The 14,167-nt window shown below is 65.2% G+C and carries 16 protein-coding genes; 7 read left to right on the top strand and 9 right to left on the bottom strand.

The window, feature by feature from the left end:
- Nucleotides 1-77: 77 nt before the first annotated feature.
- Nucleotides 78-260, top strand: a complete 183-nt coding sequence (locus ASD15_RS24205) for a hypothetical protein (RefSeq protein ID WP_057157597.1) — start codon at nucleotides 78-80, stop codon at nucleotides 258-260.
- A gap of 161 nt (nucleotides 261-421) precedes the next feature.
- Nucleotides 422-790 carry a hypothetical protein gene (locus ASD15_RS24210; RefSeq protein ID WP_157201132.1) on the top strand — a complete coding sequence of 123 codons (369 nt, stop codon included), beginning with the start codon at nucleotides 422-424 and terminating at the stop codon, nucleotides 788-790.
- Nucleotides 791-794: 4 nt separating this feature from the next.
- Here ASD15_RS24210 and ASD15_RS24215 read toward each other — a convergent pair whose 3' ends face one another.
- The 4 genes from ASD15_RS24215 to pgi all read right to left on the bottom strand — a co-directional run bounded on the left by ASD15_RS24215 (nucleotide 795) and on the right by pgi (nucleotide 6,023).
- Entirely contained in the window at nucleotides 795-1,649 is an 855-nt protein-coding gene (locus ASD15_RS24215; protein WP_057157599.1) for an SIS domain-containing protein, read from the bottom strand.
- A 229-nt stretch (nucleotides 1,650-1,878) separates the two neighbouring features.
- On the bottom strand, nucleotides 1,879-3,351 hold the full coding sequence (gene zwf / locus ASD15_RS24220) for a glucose-6-phosphate dehydrogenase (protein WP_057157600.1): 1,473 nt from the start codon (nucleotides 3,349-3,351) through the stop codon (nucleotides 1,879-1,881).
- Nucleotides 3,352-3,472: 121 nt separating this feature from the next.
- On the bottom strand, nucleotides 3,473-4,360 hold the full coding sequence (locus tag ASD15_RS24225) for an SMP-30/gluconolactonase/LRE family protein (RefSeq protein WP_057157601.1): 888 nt from the start codon (nucleotides 4,358-4,360) through the stop codon (nucleotides 3,473-3,475).
- Between the two features lie 10 nt (nucleotides 4,361-4,370).
- Nucleotides 4,371-6,023, bottom strand: coding sequence for a glucose-6-phosphate isomerase (pgi, locus tag ASD15_RS24230; RefSeq protein WP_057157602.1), 1,653 nt, complete (start codon nucleotides 6,021-6,023; stop codon nucleotides 4,371-4,373).
- Between the two features lie 204 nt (nucleotides 6,024-6,227).
- On the opposite strand from pgi, the gene edd reads away from it, so the two are divergent.
- From edd to ASD15_RS24245, 3 genes are all read left to right on the top strand, one after another.
- The gene (gene edd / locus ASD15_RS24235) at nucleotides 6,228-8,144 is read left to right on the top strand and encodes a phosphogluconate dehydratase (RefSeq protein WP_057157603.1); all 1,917 of its coding nucleotides are present in this window, start codon (nucleotides 6,228-6,230) and stop codon (nucleotides 8,142-8,144) included.
- A gap of 2 nt (nucleotides 8,145-8,146) precedes the next feature.
- Nucleotides 8,147-8,764, top strand: coding sequence for a bifunctional 4-hydroxy-2-oxoglutarate aldolase/2-dehydro-3-deoxy-phosphogluconate aldolase (gene eda / locus ASD15_RS24240; protein ID WP_200954076.1), 618 nt, complete (start codon nucleotides 8,147-8,149; stop codon nucleotides 8,762-8,764).
- A gap of 198 nt (nucleotides 8,765-8,962) precedes the next feature.
- Nucleotides 8,963-9,208 (top strand): hypothetical protein, encoded by a 246-nt coding sequence (locus ASD15_RS24245; RefSeq protein ID WP_057157605.1) that lies wholly within the window; start codon nucleotides 8,963-8,965, stop codon nucleotides 9,206-9,208.
- 63 nt (nucleotides 9,209-9,271) lie between these two features.
- Here ASD15_RS24245 and ASD15_RS24250 read toward each other — a convergent pair whose 3' ends face one another.
- Genes ASD15_RS24250 through ASD15_RS24260 form a run of 3 tightly spaced genes read right to left on the bottom strand, consistent with a single transcriptional unit; the run spans nucleotide 9,272 to nucleotide 11,252 of the window.
- On the bottom strand, nucleotides 9,272-10,249 hold the full coding sequence (locus tag ASD15_RS24250) for a sensor domain-containing diguanylate cyclase (RefSeq protein WP_057157606.1): 978 nt from the start codon (nucleotides 10,247-10,249) through the stop codon (nucleotides 9,272-9,274).
- A gap of 2 nt (nucleotides 10,250-10,251) precedes the next feature.
- Nucleotides 10,252-10,887 carry a chemotaxis protein CheX gene (locus tag ASD15_RS24255; protein WP_057157607.1) on the bottom strand — a complete coding sequence of 212 codons (636 nt, stop codon included), beginning with the start codon at nucleotides 10,885-10,887 and terminating at the stop codon, nucleotides 10,252-10,254.
- On the bottom strand, nucleotides 10,884-11,252 hold the full coding sequence (locus ASD15_RS24260) for a response regulator (RefSeq protein ID WP_057157608.1): 369 nt from the start codon (nucleotides 11,250-11,252) through the stop codon (nucleotides 10,884-10,886). The genes ASD15_RS24255 and ASD15_RS24260 overlap by 4 nt, the downstream gene beginning before the upstream one ends.
- A 125-nt stretch (nucleotides 11,253-11,377) precedes the next feature.
- Here ASD15_RS24260 and rpiA point away from each other — a divergent pair, with 125 nt between their 5' ends.
- Nucleotides 11,378-12,052, top strand: coding sequence for a ribose-5-phosphate isomerase RpiA (rpiA, locus tag ASD15_RS24265; RefSeq protein WP_057157609.1), 675 nt, complete (start codon nucleotides 11,378-11,380; stop codon nucleotides 12,050-12,052).
- Nucleotides 12,053-12,073: 21 nt separating this feature from the next.
- Entirely contained in the window at nucleotides 12,074-12,469 is a 396-nt protein-coding gene (locus tag ASD15_RS24270; RefSeq protein ID WP_057157610.1) for a hypothetical protein, read from the top strand.
- 47 nt (nucleotides 12,470-12,516) lie between these two features.
- Here the strand turns inward: ASD15_RS24270 and ASD15_RS24275 are convergent, their stop codons facing one another.
- Nucleotides 12,517-12,789 carry an oxidative damage protection protein gene (locus ASD15_RS24275; protein WP_057157611.1) on the bottom strand — a complete coding sequence of 91 codons (273 nt, stop codon included), beginning with the start codon at nucleotides 12,787-12,789 and terminating at the stop codon, nucleotides 12,517-12,519.
- 35 nt (nucleotides 12,790-12,824) lie between these two features.
- Nucleotides 12,825-14,135, bottom strand: a complete 1,311-nt coding sequence (argA, locus tag ASD15_RS24280; protein WP_057157612.1) for an amino-acid N-acetyltransferase — start codon at nucleotides 14,133-14,135, stop codon at nucleotides 12,825-12,827.
- Between the last annotated feature and the right edge of the window lie 32 nt (nucleotides 14,136-14,167).

The following is a 14,167-nucleotide window of genomic DNA, read 5'->3' on the forward strand; positions in this document are numbered from 1 at the left end:
TGTGTGAACTGGCGCGCAGATAGCGCGCGCCGCCGGCGGTAGGCTGGACGTCCGATCACGCGCGCAAGGAGGCGGCCATGAGCAACGTCAACAACGACAAACCCGACATCGAGCCCGGCGACGACGCCGCGCCGGGCACCCCAGGCACCGGCGAGGACGTATGCCCTGCCTGCCGTGGCACCGGCAAGCTGGCCGGCGGCCAGCCTTGTTCCGAGTGCGGCGGCAGCGGCAGGATCACGGAAGGCATAGGCGGCGGCTGAATTGCACGTGTTTGCGCCTTGTCAAAATCGTTTTCCGCATGGAGGGCACGATGGAGGGATCTGCCGGACAGGAGCGCAAAATGAATTCCCCGCCGCTTGACAGAGTTAGCACCGGTGACGAACATGGACCAGAGAGCCGTATCGTGAGGCTGGAGGTCAATATGGACAATGTCGTCATGGCGCTGGGCTCGTTGCAGCGTTCGGTGGATGCGATGCGCATTGAATTCACGCAGGCGCTCGACGGCCTGCGTGCCGAGGTTCGCCAAGGTTTGCAAGACCAGCGTAGCGAATTCCATCAGGCGCTGCAGGAGCAGCGCAGCGAGTTTTATCAGGCGTTGCAGGAGCAGCGCAGCGAGTTTCATCAGGCGTTGCAGGAGCAGCACACGGATTTCCAGCAGGGTCTAAGCAAACAGACCGAACGCCTAGACGCCCTGATCTACGAAATGGGCCGCGAGCGGCGTTGGATCATCGGCTACATCATGGCCAACAGCGGCTTGCTGCTGGGCGTACTGCTACGCAACCACTTCTGAAGGCTCAGCCGATAAACGAGTCGAACTGCAGGTCGAATTCCTGCAGCGCTTTCTGCGCGTTCTGCATCTTCTTGCGGAATTCCGGGCCGCGCTGCAGGGCCAGGCCGACCGCCAGCACGTCGATCACCACCAGGTAGGCCAGGCGCGCCGAAATCGGCGTGTAGGGGTCGATGTTGAAGATCAGGTCGATCGGGATCAGCACCGTCGCCAGTTCGGCCAGCGGCGTGCCGGACGGCGCCAGCACGATCACGTCGGCGCCGCCGCGCCGCGCCAGCTTCACCGAGCGTACCAGCGCCGGGCTGTTGCCGCGCTGCGAAATGGCCACCACCGCGTCGCCGGTGCGCAGCAGGGCGGCGGCAATGCTGTGGATCGACGGGTCGGCGTAGGCCACGGTCGGCACGCCGGAGCGGAAGAATTTGTGCTGCGCGTCCGCCGCCACGATGCCCGACGTGCCCTGGCCGTAGAATTCGATCTTGTTGGCGCGCTTGAGGATGTCGAGCGCCTGCTGGATCGCTTCCGGCTTGAGGTTGTTGCGCAGGTCCAGCAGGGTGTTGATGGAGCGGCTGCAAATCTTGTTGACCAGGTCCGCCGCCAGGTCGTCCTGGGCCGGCTGCTCGTTCAGGCCGGGCAGTGCCAGGGCCAGGCCCTGCGCCAGCTTCAGCTTGAACTCGTGCCAGCCGTCGTAGCCCAGGGTGCGGCAAAAGCGCACCACGGTCGGTTCGGACACCTGCGCGGCGCGCGCCAGCGCAGTGATGTTCTGGTCGACGATCAGGTCCGGGTGGTCCAGCACCGCCAGCGCGACCTTGCGCTCCGATTTGGAGAGCGAGTCGAGCTGGGTGCGGATGGAATCGAGTAGCACGGCTTGGTCTTCCTTAGTCTTCAGGCAGKGGTGAAGCAGGGGTTTCGCGGTGCACTGCACCGCGCCTGCGGAACGGTCTGGCCCTGCAGGGCCAGACTCCTTGCGCTGCACTTTTTAGTCTTCAGGCAGGGGTGAAGCAGGGGTTTCGCGGTGCACTGCACCGCGCCTGCGGAACGGTCTGGCCCTGCAGGGCCAGACTCCTTGCCCAGACTCCTTGCGCTGCACTTTTTTAGTCTTCAGGCAGGGCTTCTTCGCGCCACTGCAGGCCGTCGCGTCCGATCAGTGCGCTGGCGGCGGCCGGTCCCCAGGTGCCGGACGCGTACGGCGTTGGCGCGCCCTCGTCCTGCTCCCAGTGGTTCAGGATAGGCTCCACCCACTCCCACGCCGCTTCCAGTTCGTCGCCGCGCATGAACAGCGTCAGCTGGCCACGCAGCACGTCGAGCAGCAAGCGCTCGTAGGCGTCCATGCGCGGCGACTTGAAGGTTTCGCGGAAGTCCAGTTCCAGCTCGGCAGGCTTGAGGCGCATACCTTCGCCCGGCGTCTTGGCCATCAGGTTCATGCGCAGGCCTTCGTCCGGCTGCAAGCGGATCACCAGGCAGTTGGGCTGGAAGCTGTTGGTCGGCTGGTTGAAGATGGAGTGCGGAATCTGCTTGAAGCGCACCACGATCTCGGCCAGCGAATCGGCCATGCGCTTGCCGGTGCGCAGGTAGAACGGCACGCCGGCCCAGCGCCAGGTGTCGATTTCAGCCTTCATGGCGACAAAGGTCTCGGTGCGCGATTTCTGCGGCGCGTCCGGCTCGTCGCGGTAGCCCGGCACGGCCTGGCCGTCCACGTGGCCGGCGCGGTACTGGCCGCGCACGATGTTCTGCGCCAGCGTGGCGGGGGTGAACTTCTTCAGCGAACGCAGCACCTGCAGCTTCTCGTCGCGCACGGCGTCGGGCGCGATCGAGGTCGGCGGCTCCATGGCCACGATGCACAGCAGCTGCAGCAGGTGGTTCTGCAGCATGTCGCGCAGCGCGCCCGAGGTGTCGTAGTAGCCGATGCGGTTGCCGACGCCCAGCTTCTCGGCAATGGTGATCTGCACGTCCGAAATCCATTCGCGGCGCCACAGCGGCTCGAACAGGATGTTGCCGAAGCGCAGGGCCAGCAGGTTCTGCACGGTTTCCTTGCCCAGGTAGTGGTCGATACGGTAGATCTGCGATTCCTCGAACACCTGGCCTACTTCGGCGTTGATCTGCTTGGCCGAGGCCAGGTCGCGGCCGAGCGGCTTTTCCAGCACCACGCGCGAGTTCTTGGTGACCAGGCCGTTGTCCTTCAGGTTGTCGCAGATCTGCGAGAAGATGGCCGGCGGCGTGGCCAGGTAGTACACGCGGGTGATGGCCGGGTCTTCGCGCAGCGAGTCCACCAGCGCGCCGTAAGTGCCGGCGTCGGTGGCGTTGAGCGACACGTAGACGATGCGCGCTGTGAAGCGGGCCCACGCTTCCGGCGTGACCTCGGGCGACTTGATCAGCGGCTTGGACGTGGTGTTGACCACATTGATGAACTCTTCCTGGCTGGACTCCTGGCGGCCGACGCAGATGATGCGCGCAGTCGGGGGCAGGTCGCCGCAGACGTCGCGGGAATACATCGCGGGCAGGAGTTTACGCATCGACAGGTCGCCGCTGCCGCCAAACAGAACCAGATCAAAATCGGTAAGAGCCATAATATGTGTGGGATCGCAAAAGTTGTGCTGCAGGTTGTGAAAATTTACTACACAAAAAACGATAAATCAAGAAAATTTACTACATTGCGGCGGGGAGTGGCTGCTGTTCGGCCTACCTTGCCTACCCGATGTAGGCTGGAGCCGGCATTCCTGGGACTTGCATGCGCACTTGCAGCACATGGCCGCTGAGCGGGTGCTGGGCCAGTTCTTCAGCGGGGCGCTTGCTGGCGCTGGTGATGTACAGTGTCTTCAGGTCGGCGCCGCCGAAGGCCACCATGGTCGGGCAGCGCACCGGCAGCGCAATCTCGCCCAGCAGCTGGCCCGAGGGCGACAGCTTGGCGATGCGGCCGCCTTCGAACATCGCCACCCAGTAATTGCCTTCGCTGTCGACCGCCGCGCCGTCCGGGCGGCCGCCGTAGTTGCTGGCCTTGTCGGCCGAGAACTGGTGCAGCACTTGCGGGTTGGATGGCGTGCCGCTGGCCAGGTCGTAGTCGTAGCGCGTGACGCGGTGCGCGGCGGTGTCGGCGTGGTACATGGCGCGGCCGTCCGGGCTGAAGGCCAGGCCGTTGGAGTTGGTCATGCCGCCCGACCAGGCGGTGCGCACCACGCCGCGTTCCAGCACGAACATCTCGGCGGCCTGCTTGTCGCGCGGCTCGTAGATGGTGCCGACCCAGAAGCGGCCGGCCGCGTCCACCTTGCCGTCGTTGAAGCGGGTGGTGGCGGTGTCGTACGGCGCCGGCGCGATGGCGGTCAAGCTGCCGTCGCCGGTGTTCAGGTGCATGAAGCCGGCGCGGGTGGATACGGCCAGGCCGCCGCCGCCGGCAATCGCCAGTGCCGAGGGCTCGCTGGCCATCGGCCACTTGCGGTGCTCCTCGGTGGCCGGCTTCAGGCTGTGGATGGCGAAGCCTTCGATGTCCACCCAGTACAGGGTCTGTTCGGCGTGATGCCACAGCGGGCTCTCGCCCACCAGCATGGCGCCGGCGTTGAATGCTTCCACGTGATAGCTCATGTCGCTGTCCTTAGCGCAGGTTCTGCGCGGCCTTGGCCAGCGCGATCAGGCCGTTGGTGGAGCTGTCGTGGCGCGCGGGCTGCGCTTCGCCCGTCAGCTCGGACTGGATGTTCTTGGCCAGCACCTTGCCCAGCTCCACGCCCCACTGGTCGAAGCTGTTCACGTCCCACAGCACGCCTTGCACAAAAGTCTTGTGCTCGTACAGCGCGATCAGCGCGCCCAGCGCGGCGGGGCTCAGCACGTCCACCAGGATGGTGTTGGACGGGCGGTTGCCGGGGAAGGTCTTGTGCGGCGCCAGCTGGTCGATCTGCTCGGGCGCCAGGCCTTGCGCTTTCAGTTCGGCGCGCACTTCATCCTCGGTCTTGCCGGTCATGAACGCTTCCGACTGCGCGAAGCAGTTGGCCAGCAGCGCGTCATGGTGGTCGGGCAGGTCGTGGGTCGGGCGCAGCGCAGCGATGAAGTCCATCGGCACGATGTCGGTGCCCTGGTGCAGCAGCTGGAAGTAGGCGTGCTGCGCGTTGGTGCCGCATTCGCCCCAGACCACCGGGCAGGTCGGCGTGTCCAGCGCGGCGCCGTTGCGCGTGACGCGCTTGCCGTTGCTTTCCATGTCGAGCTGCTGCAGGTAGGCCGGGAAGCGGTTCAGGTCCTGGTGGTAGGGGGCGATGGAAAGGGAAGCGCAACCCAGGAACTGGCGGTTCCAGAAGCCGATCATGGCCAGCAGCACCGGCAGGTTCTGCTCCAGCGGCGCGCTGCGGAAGTGCTCGTCCAACTCGTGCGCGCCGGCCAGGAAGTCGCTGAAGTAGCCGAAGCCCACCGCCAGCGCCACCGGCAGGCCGATGGCCGACCACACCGAGTAGCGGCCGCCGACCCAGTCCCAGAACGGGAACATGTTGTCGGGGTCGATGCCGAAGGCGGTGACTGCCTGCGTGTTGGTGGACACGGCCACGAAGTGCTTGGCCAGCGCGGCCTCGGTGCCGTGCCGCAGGAACCAGCTGCGCGCGGTCTGGGCGTTGAGCATGGTCTCGGCGGTGGTGAAGGTCTTGGAGGCGACGATAAACAGCGTGCTGTCCGGGTTCACCTGCGCCAGCGTGGCTTCCATGTCGTGGCCGTCCACGTTGGAAACGAAGTGCATCTTCAGGCGCGGGTGCGAGTAGGAGCGCAGCGCCAGGCAGGCCATTTTCGGGCCCAGGTCCGAGCCGCCGATGCCGATGTTGACGATGTCGGTGATGGCCTTGCCGTTGTGGCCCAGCCAGGAGCCGTTGCGCACCTTGTCGCTGAACACGCGGATGCGGTCCAGCACCGCGTGCACGTCGGCCGCCACGTCCTGGCCCGCCACATTCAATGCCTTGCCGCGCGGCATACGCAGCGCCGTATGCAGCACGGCGCGGCCTTCGGTAGTATTGATTTTTTCCCCGGCGAACATGGCGTCGCGGCGCTGCTCCACGCCGCGCGTGCGGGCCAGGTTGGCCAGCAGGGCGATGGTGTCGGCCGTCAGGCGGTTTTTCGAATAGTCCAGGTACAGGCCGGCGGCGTCCAGCGACATGCGTTCGAAGCGCTTGGGATCGGCGGCGAACAGTTGGCGCAGCGTCTTGTCCTGGATGTCGATGTGGTGGGCGGCGAGGGCCTGGTAGGCGGCGGTGGTGGTGAGGGCGGGCTGGCGCATAATGTGTCGGCTCTGGTTTGGGGGATATTGTCCATAATACAGGAAAAACAGGTAAATTCACTACAAATGTTCAATTGGACGGGCTACGGAGCGTATTCCACGGCCGGGAATCGGGGGCGCGGCAGACCTGTATTGATAAGAAAGGGCGTGCGTTCTGCCAATTTTGTAGTAAAATTTCATGCAATTACTTCATAAGGAACGATCATGGCGGTGCATCCTGTACTTGAAACCGTAACAGCACGGATAATCCAGCGCTCCCGGCCTTCGCGCGGCGCTTACCTGGCCCACCTGGAGGCGGCGCGCGTCAAAGGCCCGCAGCGCGGCGTGCTGGCGTGTACCAACCTGGCGCACGGATTCGCCGCTTTTCCACCCAACGACAAGCTGGCGCTGAAAGAGCTGAAGAAGCCCAGCGTGGCCATCGTTTCGGCCTACAACGACATGCTGTCGGCGCACCAGCCGTTCGAAGGCTTCCCGGCCATCATCAAGGATGCCGTGCGCAAGGTCGGCGCGGTGGCGCAGTTCGCCGGTGGCGTGCCCGCCATGTGCGACGGCGTGACCCAGGGCCAGCCCGGCATGGAACTGTCGCTGTTCTCGCGCGACGCCATCGCCATGTCGACCGGCATCGCCCTGTCGCATAATATGTTCGACTCCGCCGTCTACCTGGGCGTGTGCGACAAGATCGTGCCTGGCCTGCTGATCGGCGCGCTGCACTTCGGCCACCTGCCGGCGGTGTTCGTGCCGGCCGGTCCGATGACCACCGGCCTGTCCAACAAGGAAAAGGCCGCCATCCGCCAGCGCTACGCGCAAGGCAAGGCCACCCGCGACGAACTGCTGGAAGGCGAGTCCCAGTCCTACCACGGCGCCGGCACCTGTACCTTCTACGGCACCGCCAACAGCAACCAGATGCTGATGGAAGTAATGGGCCTGCACCTGCCTGGCGCCGCTTTCATCACGCCGAACACGCCGCTGCGCGACGCGCTCACCGCCGCCGCGGCCCAGCGCGCCGCGCAAATCACCGAGCAGGGCGAGTACCTGCCGGTGGGCCGCATCGTCGATGAGAAATGTATCGTCAACGCCGTGGTGGGCCTGCTGGCCACCGGCGGCTCCACCAACCACACGCTGCACCTGGTGGCCATCGCCAAGGCGGCCGGCATCGTGATCGACTGGAATGACTTCGACGAGTTGTCGGCCGTGGTGCCGCTGCTCACGCGCATCTACCCGAACGGCGACGCCGACGTGAACCACTTCCACGCCGCCGGCGGCACCGGCTTCGTGATCCGCGAACTGCTGGACGCGGGCCTGCTGCACGACGACGTGACCACCATCCTGGGCAAGGGCCTGCGCGCGCACTGCACCGAGCCTTTCCTGAACCAGAGCAACGACGGTGTGGTGTGGAAAGACGCCGTGGCCGAATCGGGCGACGAGAAGGTGCTGCGCAAGCACAGCAACCCGTTCTCGCCGGACGGCGGCATGGTGCTGGTGCAGGGCAACCTGGGCCGCGCCGTGATGAAGGTGTCGGCCGTGAAGGAGGAGCACCGCACGGTGGAAGCGCCGGCGCTGGTGTTCAATTCGCAGGAAGACTTCATGGCCGCCTACAAGGCCGGCAGCCTGGACCGCGACTTCGTGGCCGTGCTGCGCTTCCAGGGCCCGCGCGCCAACGGCATGCCGGAACTGCACGCGTTGACCCCGGCGCTGGCCAATTTGCAGGATGCCGGCCGCAAGGTGGCGCTGGTGACGGACGGCCGCATGTCGGGCGCGTCCGGCAAGGTGCCGGCGGCCATCCACGTGTCGCCCGAGATCCTGGCCGGCGGACCGCTCGGCCTGGTGCGCGACGGCGACATCATCCGCGTGGACGCCTTCACCGGCACGCTGGAAGCGCTGGTGCCGAGCGACGTGTGGCATGCGCGCTCGCTGGCCACGGCCGACTTGTCGCCGAACGGCGTGGGCATGGGCCGCGAGCTGTTCGCCATGTTCCGCAACAGCGTATGCGAAGCAGAGAAGGGTGCCACCACGTTCTCGCTGCCGTCGCCGATTCCGACTACTGTCTCCCTGCATGACGGCAACACGGTGGGCAACACCGTGCCCGGCTCCGATGAAGATTTCTCGATGAAGAAGGACTGACCATGACCCTGCTGGACATTATGCGCACCTCCGCCGTGATCCCCGTGATTGCGATCGACGATCCCGAGCACGCCGTGCCGCTGGCCAAGGCGCTGGTGGCGGGCGGCATCCGCGTGCTGGAAGTCACTTTGCGCACCACGCACGGCCTGGGCGCGATCAAGGCCATGTCGGCGGTGGAGGGCGCGATCGTCGGCGTCGGCACGCTGACGCAGCCGGAAGAATTTGCCGCCGCGCGCGACGCCGGCGCGGTGTTCGGCGTGTCGCCGGGCCTGACCCCGGCGCTGATCGCCGCCGCCAGGAGCAGCGGCCTGCCGCTGCTGCCGGGGGTGATGACGCCGTCCGAAGTGATGGCCGCGCGCGAGCAGGGCTTCCAGCAGCTGAAACTGTTCCCGGCCGTGCCGGCGGGCGGCGTGGGCATGCTCAACGCGCTGGCCGGTCCGCTGGGCGACATCACCTTTTGCCCGACCGGCGGCATCTCCATCGAGACCGCGCCGCAGTTCCTGAAACTGAAGAACGTGGCTTGCGTGGGCGGCTCCTGGCTGACCCCGAAAGAGCTGATGCAAGCCGGCGACTGGGCCGGCATCACCGCCCTGGCCACAGCCGCCAGCGCACTGCGCTAAGGCTGCCCGATGGCTCTGCCGGACCAGCTGGTCCGGGCAGGGCCATCGCCCCGCACGGCCTATCGCAGCCGCCAGCCCGGCCCGTTCTCATCTTGTGTGGTTTTCAACTGGGACATTTTGTCTCAATGTATGGAAATTGCTTTTGTGTAGTATGACGCAGAGCGTGCAGCAACCGCACATAGCCTGGAAATACGCAAAATGATGGATTGGATCCCTGTAGTCTTGGTTACCTTCAAGGTGCTCGTGCTCGGCACGGGCATGTTCTTCGCCATCAAGTGGCATTACGATCAAGGGGCGAAGGAGACGGAGAAGGCGATGGAGAGGCGCGCGGTGCTGCGCACCAGCGGCATGGTGGCCGCAGTCTTCCTGCTCTTGCTCCTGGGCCTGGGGTTTGTCACCCTGGTCTTTGGCAAAATGTTCGGTTTGGATTTGAGCATGCCATGATGGCATAGCGTTAGTGTCTTGCCAGATACCGGTGGTCGCTGGAATCGGCCAGCCCGGCGTGTGTCAACGGCCGAGTGCCTGTTGCTCGTGCGCGGCGACGCGGTTGCGGCCGGCGTGCTTGGCGGCGTACAGCGCGCGGTCGGCGGCGCCGATCAGGGCGGGGACGTCGAACGGCTGGGCCGGGCTGTGCGTGGCCAGGCCGACGCTGACCGTGACGTGCCGGCGCCCTTCGGCCGCGCAGCGGTGTTCGATGCCCAGCGCCAGGACACGCTGGCGCAATGCCTCGGCCATCATCATGGCCTGGTCGGGGTCTGTGTCCGGCAGGATGATGGCGAATTCCTCGCCCCCGTAGCGCGCCAGCAGGTCGGTTGAGCGGTGCAGCATGGCCGCCAGCGCGTTCGATACCTGGATCAGGCACTGGTCGCCTTGCTGGTGGCCGTAGTGGTCGTTATAGGCCTTGAAGCAGTCGATATCGATCATCAGCAGCGACAGGTTGGCGCCGTTGCGCTTGGCGCGCCGCTGTTCCTTGTCGATGGCGACGTCGAAATGGCGCCGGTTGGCCACTCCGGTCAGGCCATCCGAGAAGGTCTGCGAGCGCAGCACCATGGCCTGCTCGCGCAGCACTTTTTCGCGGTTGACGGCAATGCTGACGTCGGTGACCTGGATCAGGCAGTGGCGCTCGGCGCCGGCCACCGCCACCGGCGTGACCGCGATGGCCTGCTGCAGGCGCTCGCCGCGCTCGGCCGCGGCGCGGTCGGCGTGCAGCGGGAAGGGCGACTTGTTCAGTGTTTGCGACAGCAGCGACGGGAAGTTGCTGGCCAGCGCCTGCTGGATCGCCATGCCGATGCGCTGGCTGCGCATTTCCGGGAACAGCGCGTAGAACTCGCGGCACAGCACTTCGCTGGCGGGCATGGCGGAGTACTGCTCCATCCAGCGGTTCCACAGCACAATGCGGCCGGCACCGTCCAGGACAATCGCGCCGACGTGCACGGCGGCCAGCACGCTTTCCAGCAGGCTGAGACGGTTTGCTTCCACTGCCATCGTCAGCCTTGGCCCGTCACGCGACGCAGGTACAGGTTGATTTGCTGCTTCAGGTCGTGCAGCGCGGACACGTCGAGGATGAACGCGACGTAGCCGTGGATCTGGTGCATTTCAAGGATGAAGTCGATGTGCAGCATCATCACCACCGATGCGGCTGCCGTGCCGGAGGCGTTCAGGATGTCTTCGCTGGTGCCGACGTGGTACACCGGCAGCGAGCCTTGCAGCTCCTGCTCGAAGATGTTGGCCAGCGTGCCGATGCAGGAGTTCAGGATGATGTTGCCGATCTCGCTCATGGCCTCCTGTTCCATCTCGGTCAGCTCGGACAGCGGCACCAGCTCGCCGACCATCAGGCGCACGATTTCCAGGCTCTTGTCCTCGGGGAACATGAGGATGGCTTCGGTCTGGAAGGCGCCCGCATAGTGCTGGCTGACGCCGCAGATGCGCTCGCGCTGTTCGTCGCGGTGGCCCAGCAGGGCGGCCGCGTCGGCCCGGTTCAGGAAGCTGATCGAAGGCACCGACATCGTCACGGCTTCGTTGACGATGCCGCTCATGGCGGCGGCAGCCTGGCCGACGCCGATGTTGAAGATCTCCACCAGCGCGTCGTGTTCCAGTTCGGACAGGGAAAAGGGCATCTTCATGCCTCCAGCGGCGCGATCAGCTGGGCGATGCGGGCCTCGGTGATGGGCTTTTCCATGAAGCCGACGCCGATTTCGGCCGCGCGGTTGCGGGTAGCGCTTTGCACGTTCGCGGTCAGCAGCGAAATGTGGGCCAGTGGCAGCAGGGCGCGCAGCTGCTCGGCGGCGGCCAGGCCGCCCATGCCGGGCATATTGACGTCCATTAGCACCAGGGCAGGGGTGAAGCTGGCCACTTTCTGCAGCGCTTCTTCACCCGAGGCGGCTTCCTCGACGATCCAGTCGGCATGCATGCTGAGGATGTATTGGCGTGCCATCAGGCGCGAAACGCGGCTGTCGTCGACGATCAGTATCTGTTGGACGGACTCCATGAGCGATCCTGCGGGCTATTGTCTGGGATGCCATTTTCGCATACCGACCGGGGTTCTGCGAGTGTTGTCGGTGGCGATCCGCTAAAATAGCGGCAATCCGATCTTCCCTTCTTAATACTTTTACCATGACCCAAGACGAACTGAAACAAGCAGTAGCCCGCGCCGCCATCGCCTACGTGGAAGGCGACATCATCGGCGTCGGCACCGGCTCGACCGCCAATTTCTTCATTGATGAGCTGGCCAAGATCAAGCACCAGATCAAGGGTACCGTTGCGTCCTCCGAGGCGACCGCCGCGCGGCTGGCCGGCCACGGCATTCCCGTGCTGGACCTGAACGACGTGGCCGAGATCGCCGTCTACATCGATGGCGCCGACGAGATCACCGAGCAGGGCGCCATGATCAAGGGCGGCGGCGCGGCGCTCACGCGCGAGAAGATTGTCGCGTCGGTATCGAAGAAGTTCGTCTGCATCGCCGACGGTTCCAAGCTGGTGGACGTGATGGGCAAGTTCCCGCTGCCGGTGGAAGTGCTGCCGATGGCGCGCAACGCCGTGGCGCGCCAGCTGGCCGCGCTGGGCGGCCAGCCCAAGCTGCGTGTCAAGCCGGGCAGCGACGAGGCTTTCGTCACTGACAATGGCGGCAACATCCTGGACGTGGCCGGCCTGGCGATTACCGATCCGAAAGGGCTGGAAGCGCAGATCAACCAGATCGTCGGCGTGATTGCCGTCGGCCTGTTCGCCGCACGCGGCGCCGACGTCTGCCTGCTGGGCACGCCGGACGGCGTGCGCACGCTGGCCTACTAATTCTTCCCCCCCAGGACACTTATGAAACGCTTGCTGTTGCCGTTGCTGTTGCTGAACGTTGTGATGTTGAGTGCCTGTTCCTATCTGCCGTTCGGCAAGGACAAGGACCAGGAAGCGGAAGCGGCACGCCGCGCGGCAACGGTGCGCAAGCCGGTGGTGTCCGAACTGGCCAGCGACGGCAGCAAGCGCGTCATGGCGGACGGGGTGGAGATCGAGAAGGTGGCGTTCCGGGCCGGCATGTCGTCGGCCACGGTGGAACGCATGGCCCGCAAGGCTGGCTGCGACGGCAACGGCGGCCCCGGTGCGGGGCTGGTGTCCGAACCCGGACCGGTCGAGGTATACCGCATGGCCTGCGGCGACGGCAAGGCCTATCTTGCCAAGTGCGAACTGCGCCAGTGCAAGCCGTTGCAGCGATAAAGCAGCGATAAAGCAGCGATAAAAAAAGGCGCCATCGGCGCCTTTTTTTAGTCCGCCGGCGGCACGTAGCCGGCTGCGGCGTCGGCGCCGTCGCCGAAGAAGTGTTTCTCCATCTGCGTGGCCAGGTATTTGCGCGCGCGCTGGTCGGCCAGGTTCAGGCGGTTTTCGTTGACCAGCATGGTCTGGTGCTTGAGCCAGGCGGCCCACGCTTCTTTCGATACGGACAGGTAGATCTTCTTGCCCAGTTCACCCGGATACGGTGGGAAATCCAGGCCTTCGGCTTCCTTGTTCAGTTTGATGCAATGGACGGTGCGGGCCATCTTTGGTGCTCCTAAATGCGGTGGTGAAAGCGTGATTATAAGGTTTTAACCAGAACCTGGGATTTGCGCTGCCAGTTATACATGCGCTGGCGGTCCTTCGGCAGGGCGTCCACGGTGGCCGGCACGAAGCCGCGCTTGATGAACCAGTGCGCGGTGCGGGTGGTCAGCACGAACAGCTTGCTCAGGCCCAGCGCGCGGGCGCGGTTCTCCATGTGCTTGAGGATGCGTTCGCCGTCGCCCTGGGCTTGCACGTCGGGGTTGACGGTCAGGCATGCCATTTCGGCCATTTTTTGTTCCGGGAACGGATACAGCGCGGCGCAGCCGAAGATCACGCCGTCGTGTTCGATCACCGAGAACAGGTCGATTTCGCGTTCGATCAGCTCGCGGCCGCGCTTGACCAGCGTGCCGTCCGCTTCCAGCGGTTCGATCAGCTTGATGATGCCGCCCACGTCTTCAATCGTGGCCTGGCGCAGCGATTCGAGGTTCTCGTGCGAGATCATGGTGCCCACGCCATCGTGGGTGAACAGTTCCAGCAGCGCCGAGCCGTCCATGGCGAACGGCACGATGTGGGAGCGGTCCACGCCGTTGTTGCAGGCCTTGACGCAGTGCTTCAAGTAGAATGCGGTGGCGTCGGGCAGGAAACCGGCTTGCAGCACGGCTTCGGCCTGGTGCGAGGACAGTTCGCGGATCTCGGTGCCGCCGGCGTCCGTCATCATGTCGGTTTCGGTGATGAAGATCAGCTTGTCGGCGTGCAGGGCGATGGCGGCGCTGCAGGCCACGTCTTCCATGGTCAGGTTGAAGGTTTCGCCGGTGGGCGAGAAGCCCAGCGGCGACAGCAGCACCAGGCCGTCCGAACCGAGGATGGAGTGGATGGTTTCGGCGTCCACCTTCCGCGTGATGCCGGTCAGCTCCAGGTCCACGCCGTCGATCACGCCGAGCGGGCGGGCGGTGATGAAGTTGCCGGAGATGATGCGGATGGCCGCGTTGGACATCGGCGTGTTCGGCAAACCCTGGCTGAACGCGGCCTCGATGTCCAGGCGCAGCTCGCCGGCCGCTTCCTTGGCGCATTCCATGGCGGCGGTGTCGGTAATCCGCACACCGTTGTGGAAACGGCCTTCCACGTTGCGCAGCGCGAGCTGCTCGGCCACTTGCGGGCGCGAGCCGTAGACCACGGTCACGTTGATGTCGAGTGCCTGCAGCAGCGACAAATCATGGGCCAGCACCGGCAGGGCGCCAGCCGATACGAGTTCGCCGGGGAAGGCGACCACGAAGGTCTTGCCGCGGAAAGCGTGGACGTAGGGCGCGACTGAGCGCAGCCATTGGACGAATTGGGTAGGATTTTCCATTTGCCGCATTATAATTCGGTGCGCGGTTTTCG

Source organism: Massilia sp. Root351, from assembly GCF_001425045.1.
Lineage (GTDB): Bacteria > Pseudomonadota > Gammaproteobacteria > Burkholderiales > Burkholderiaceae_D > Rugamonas.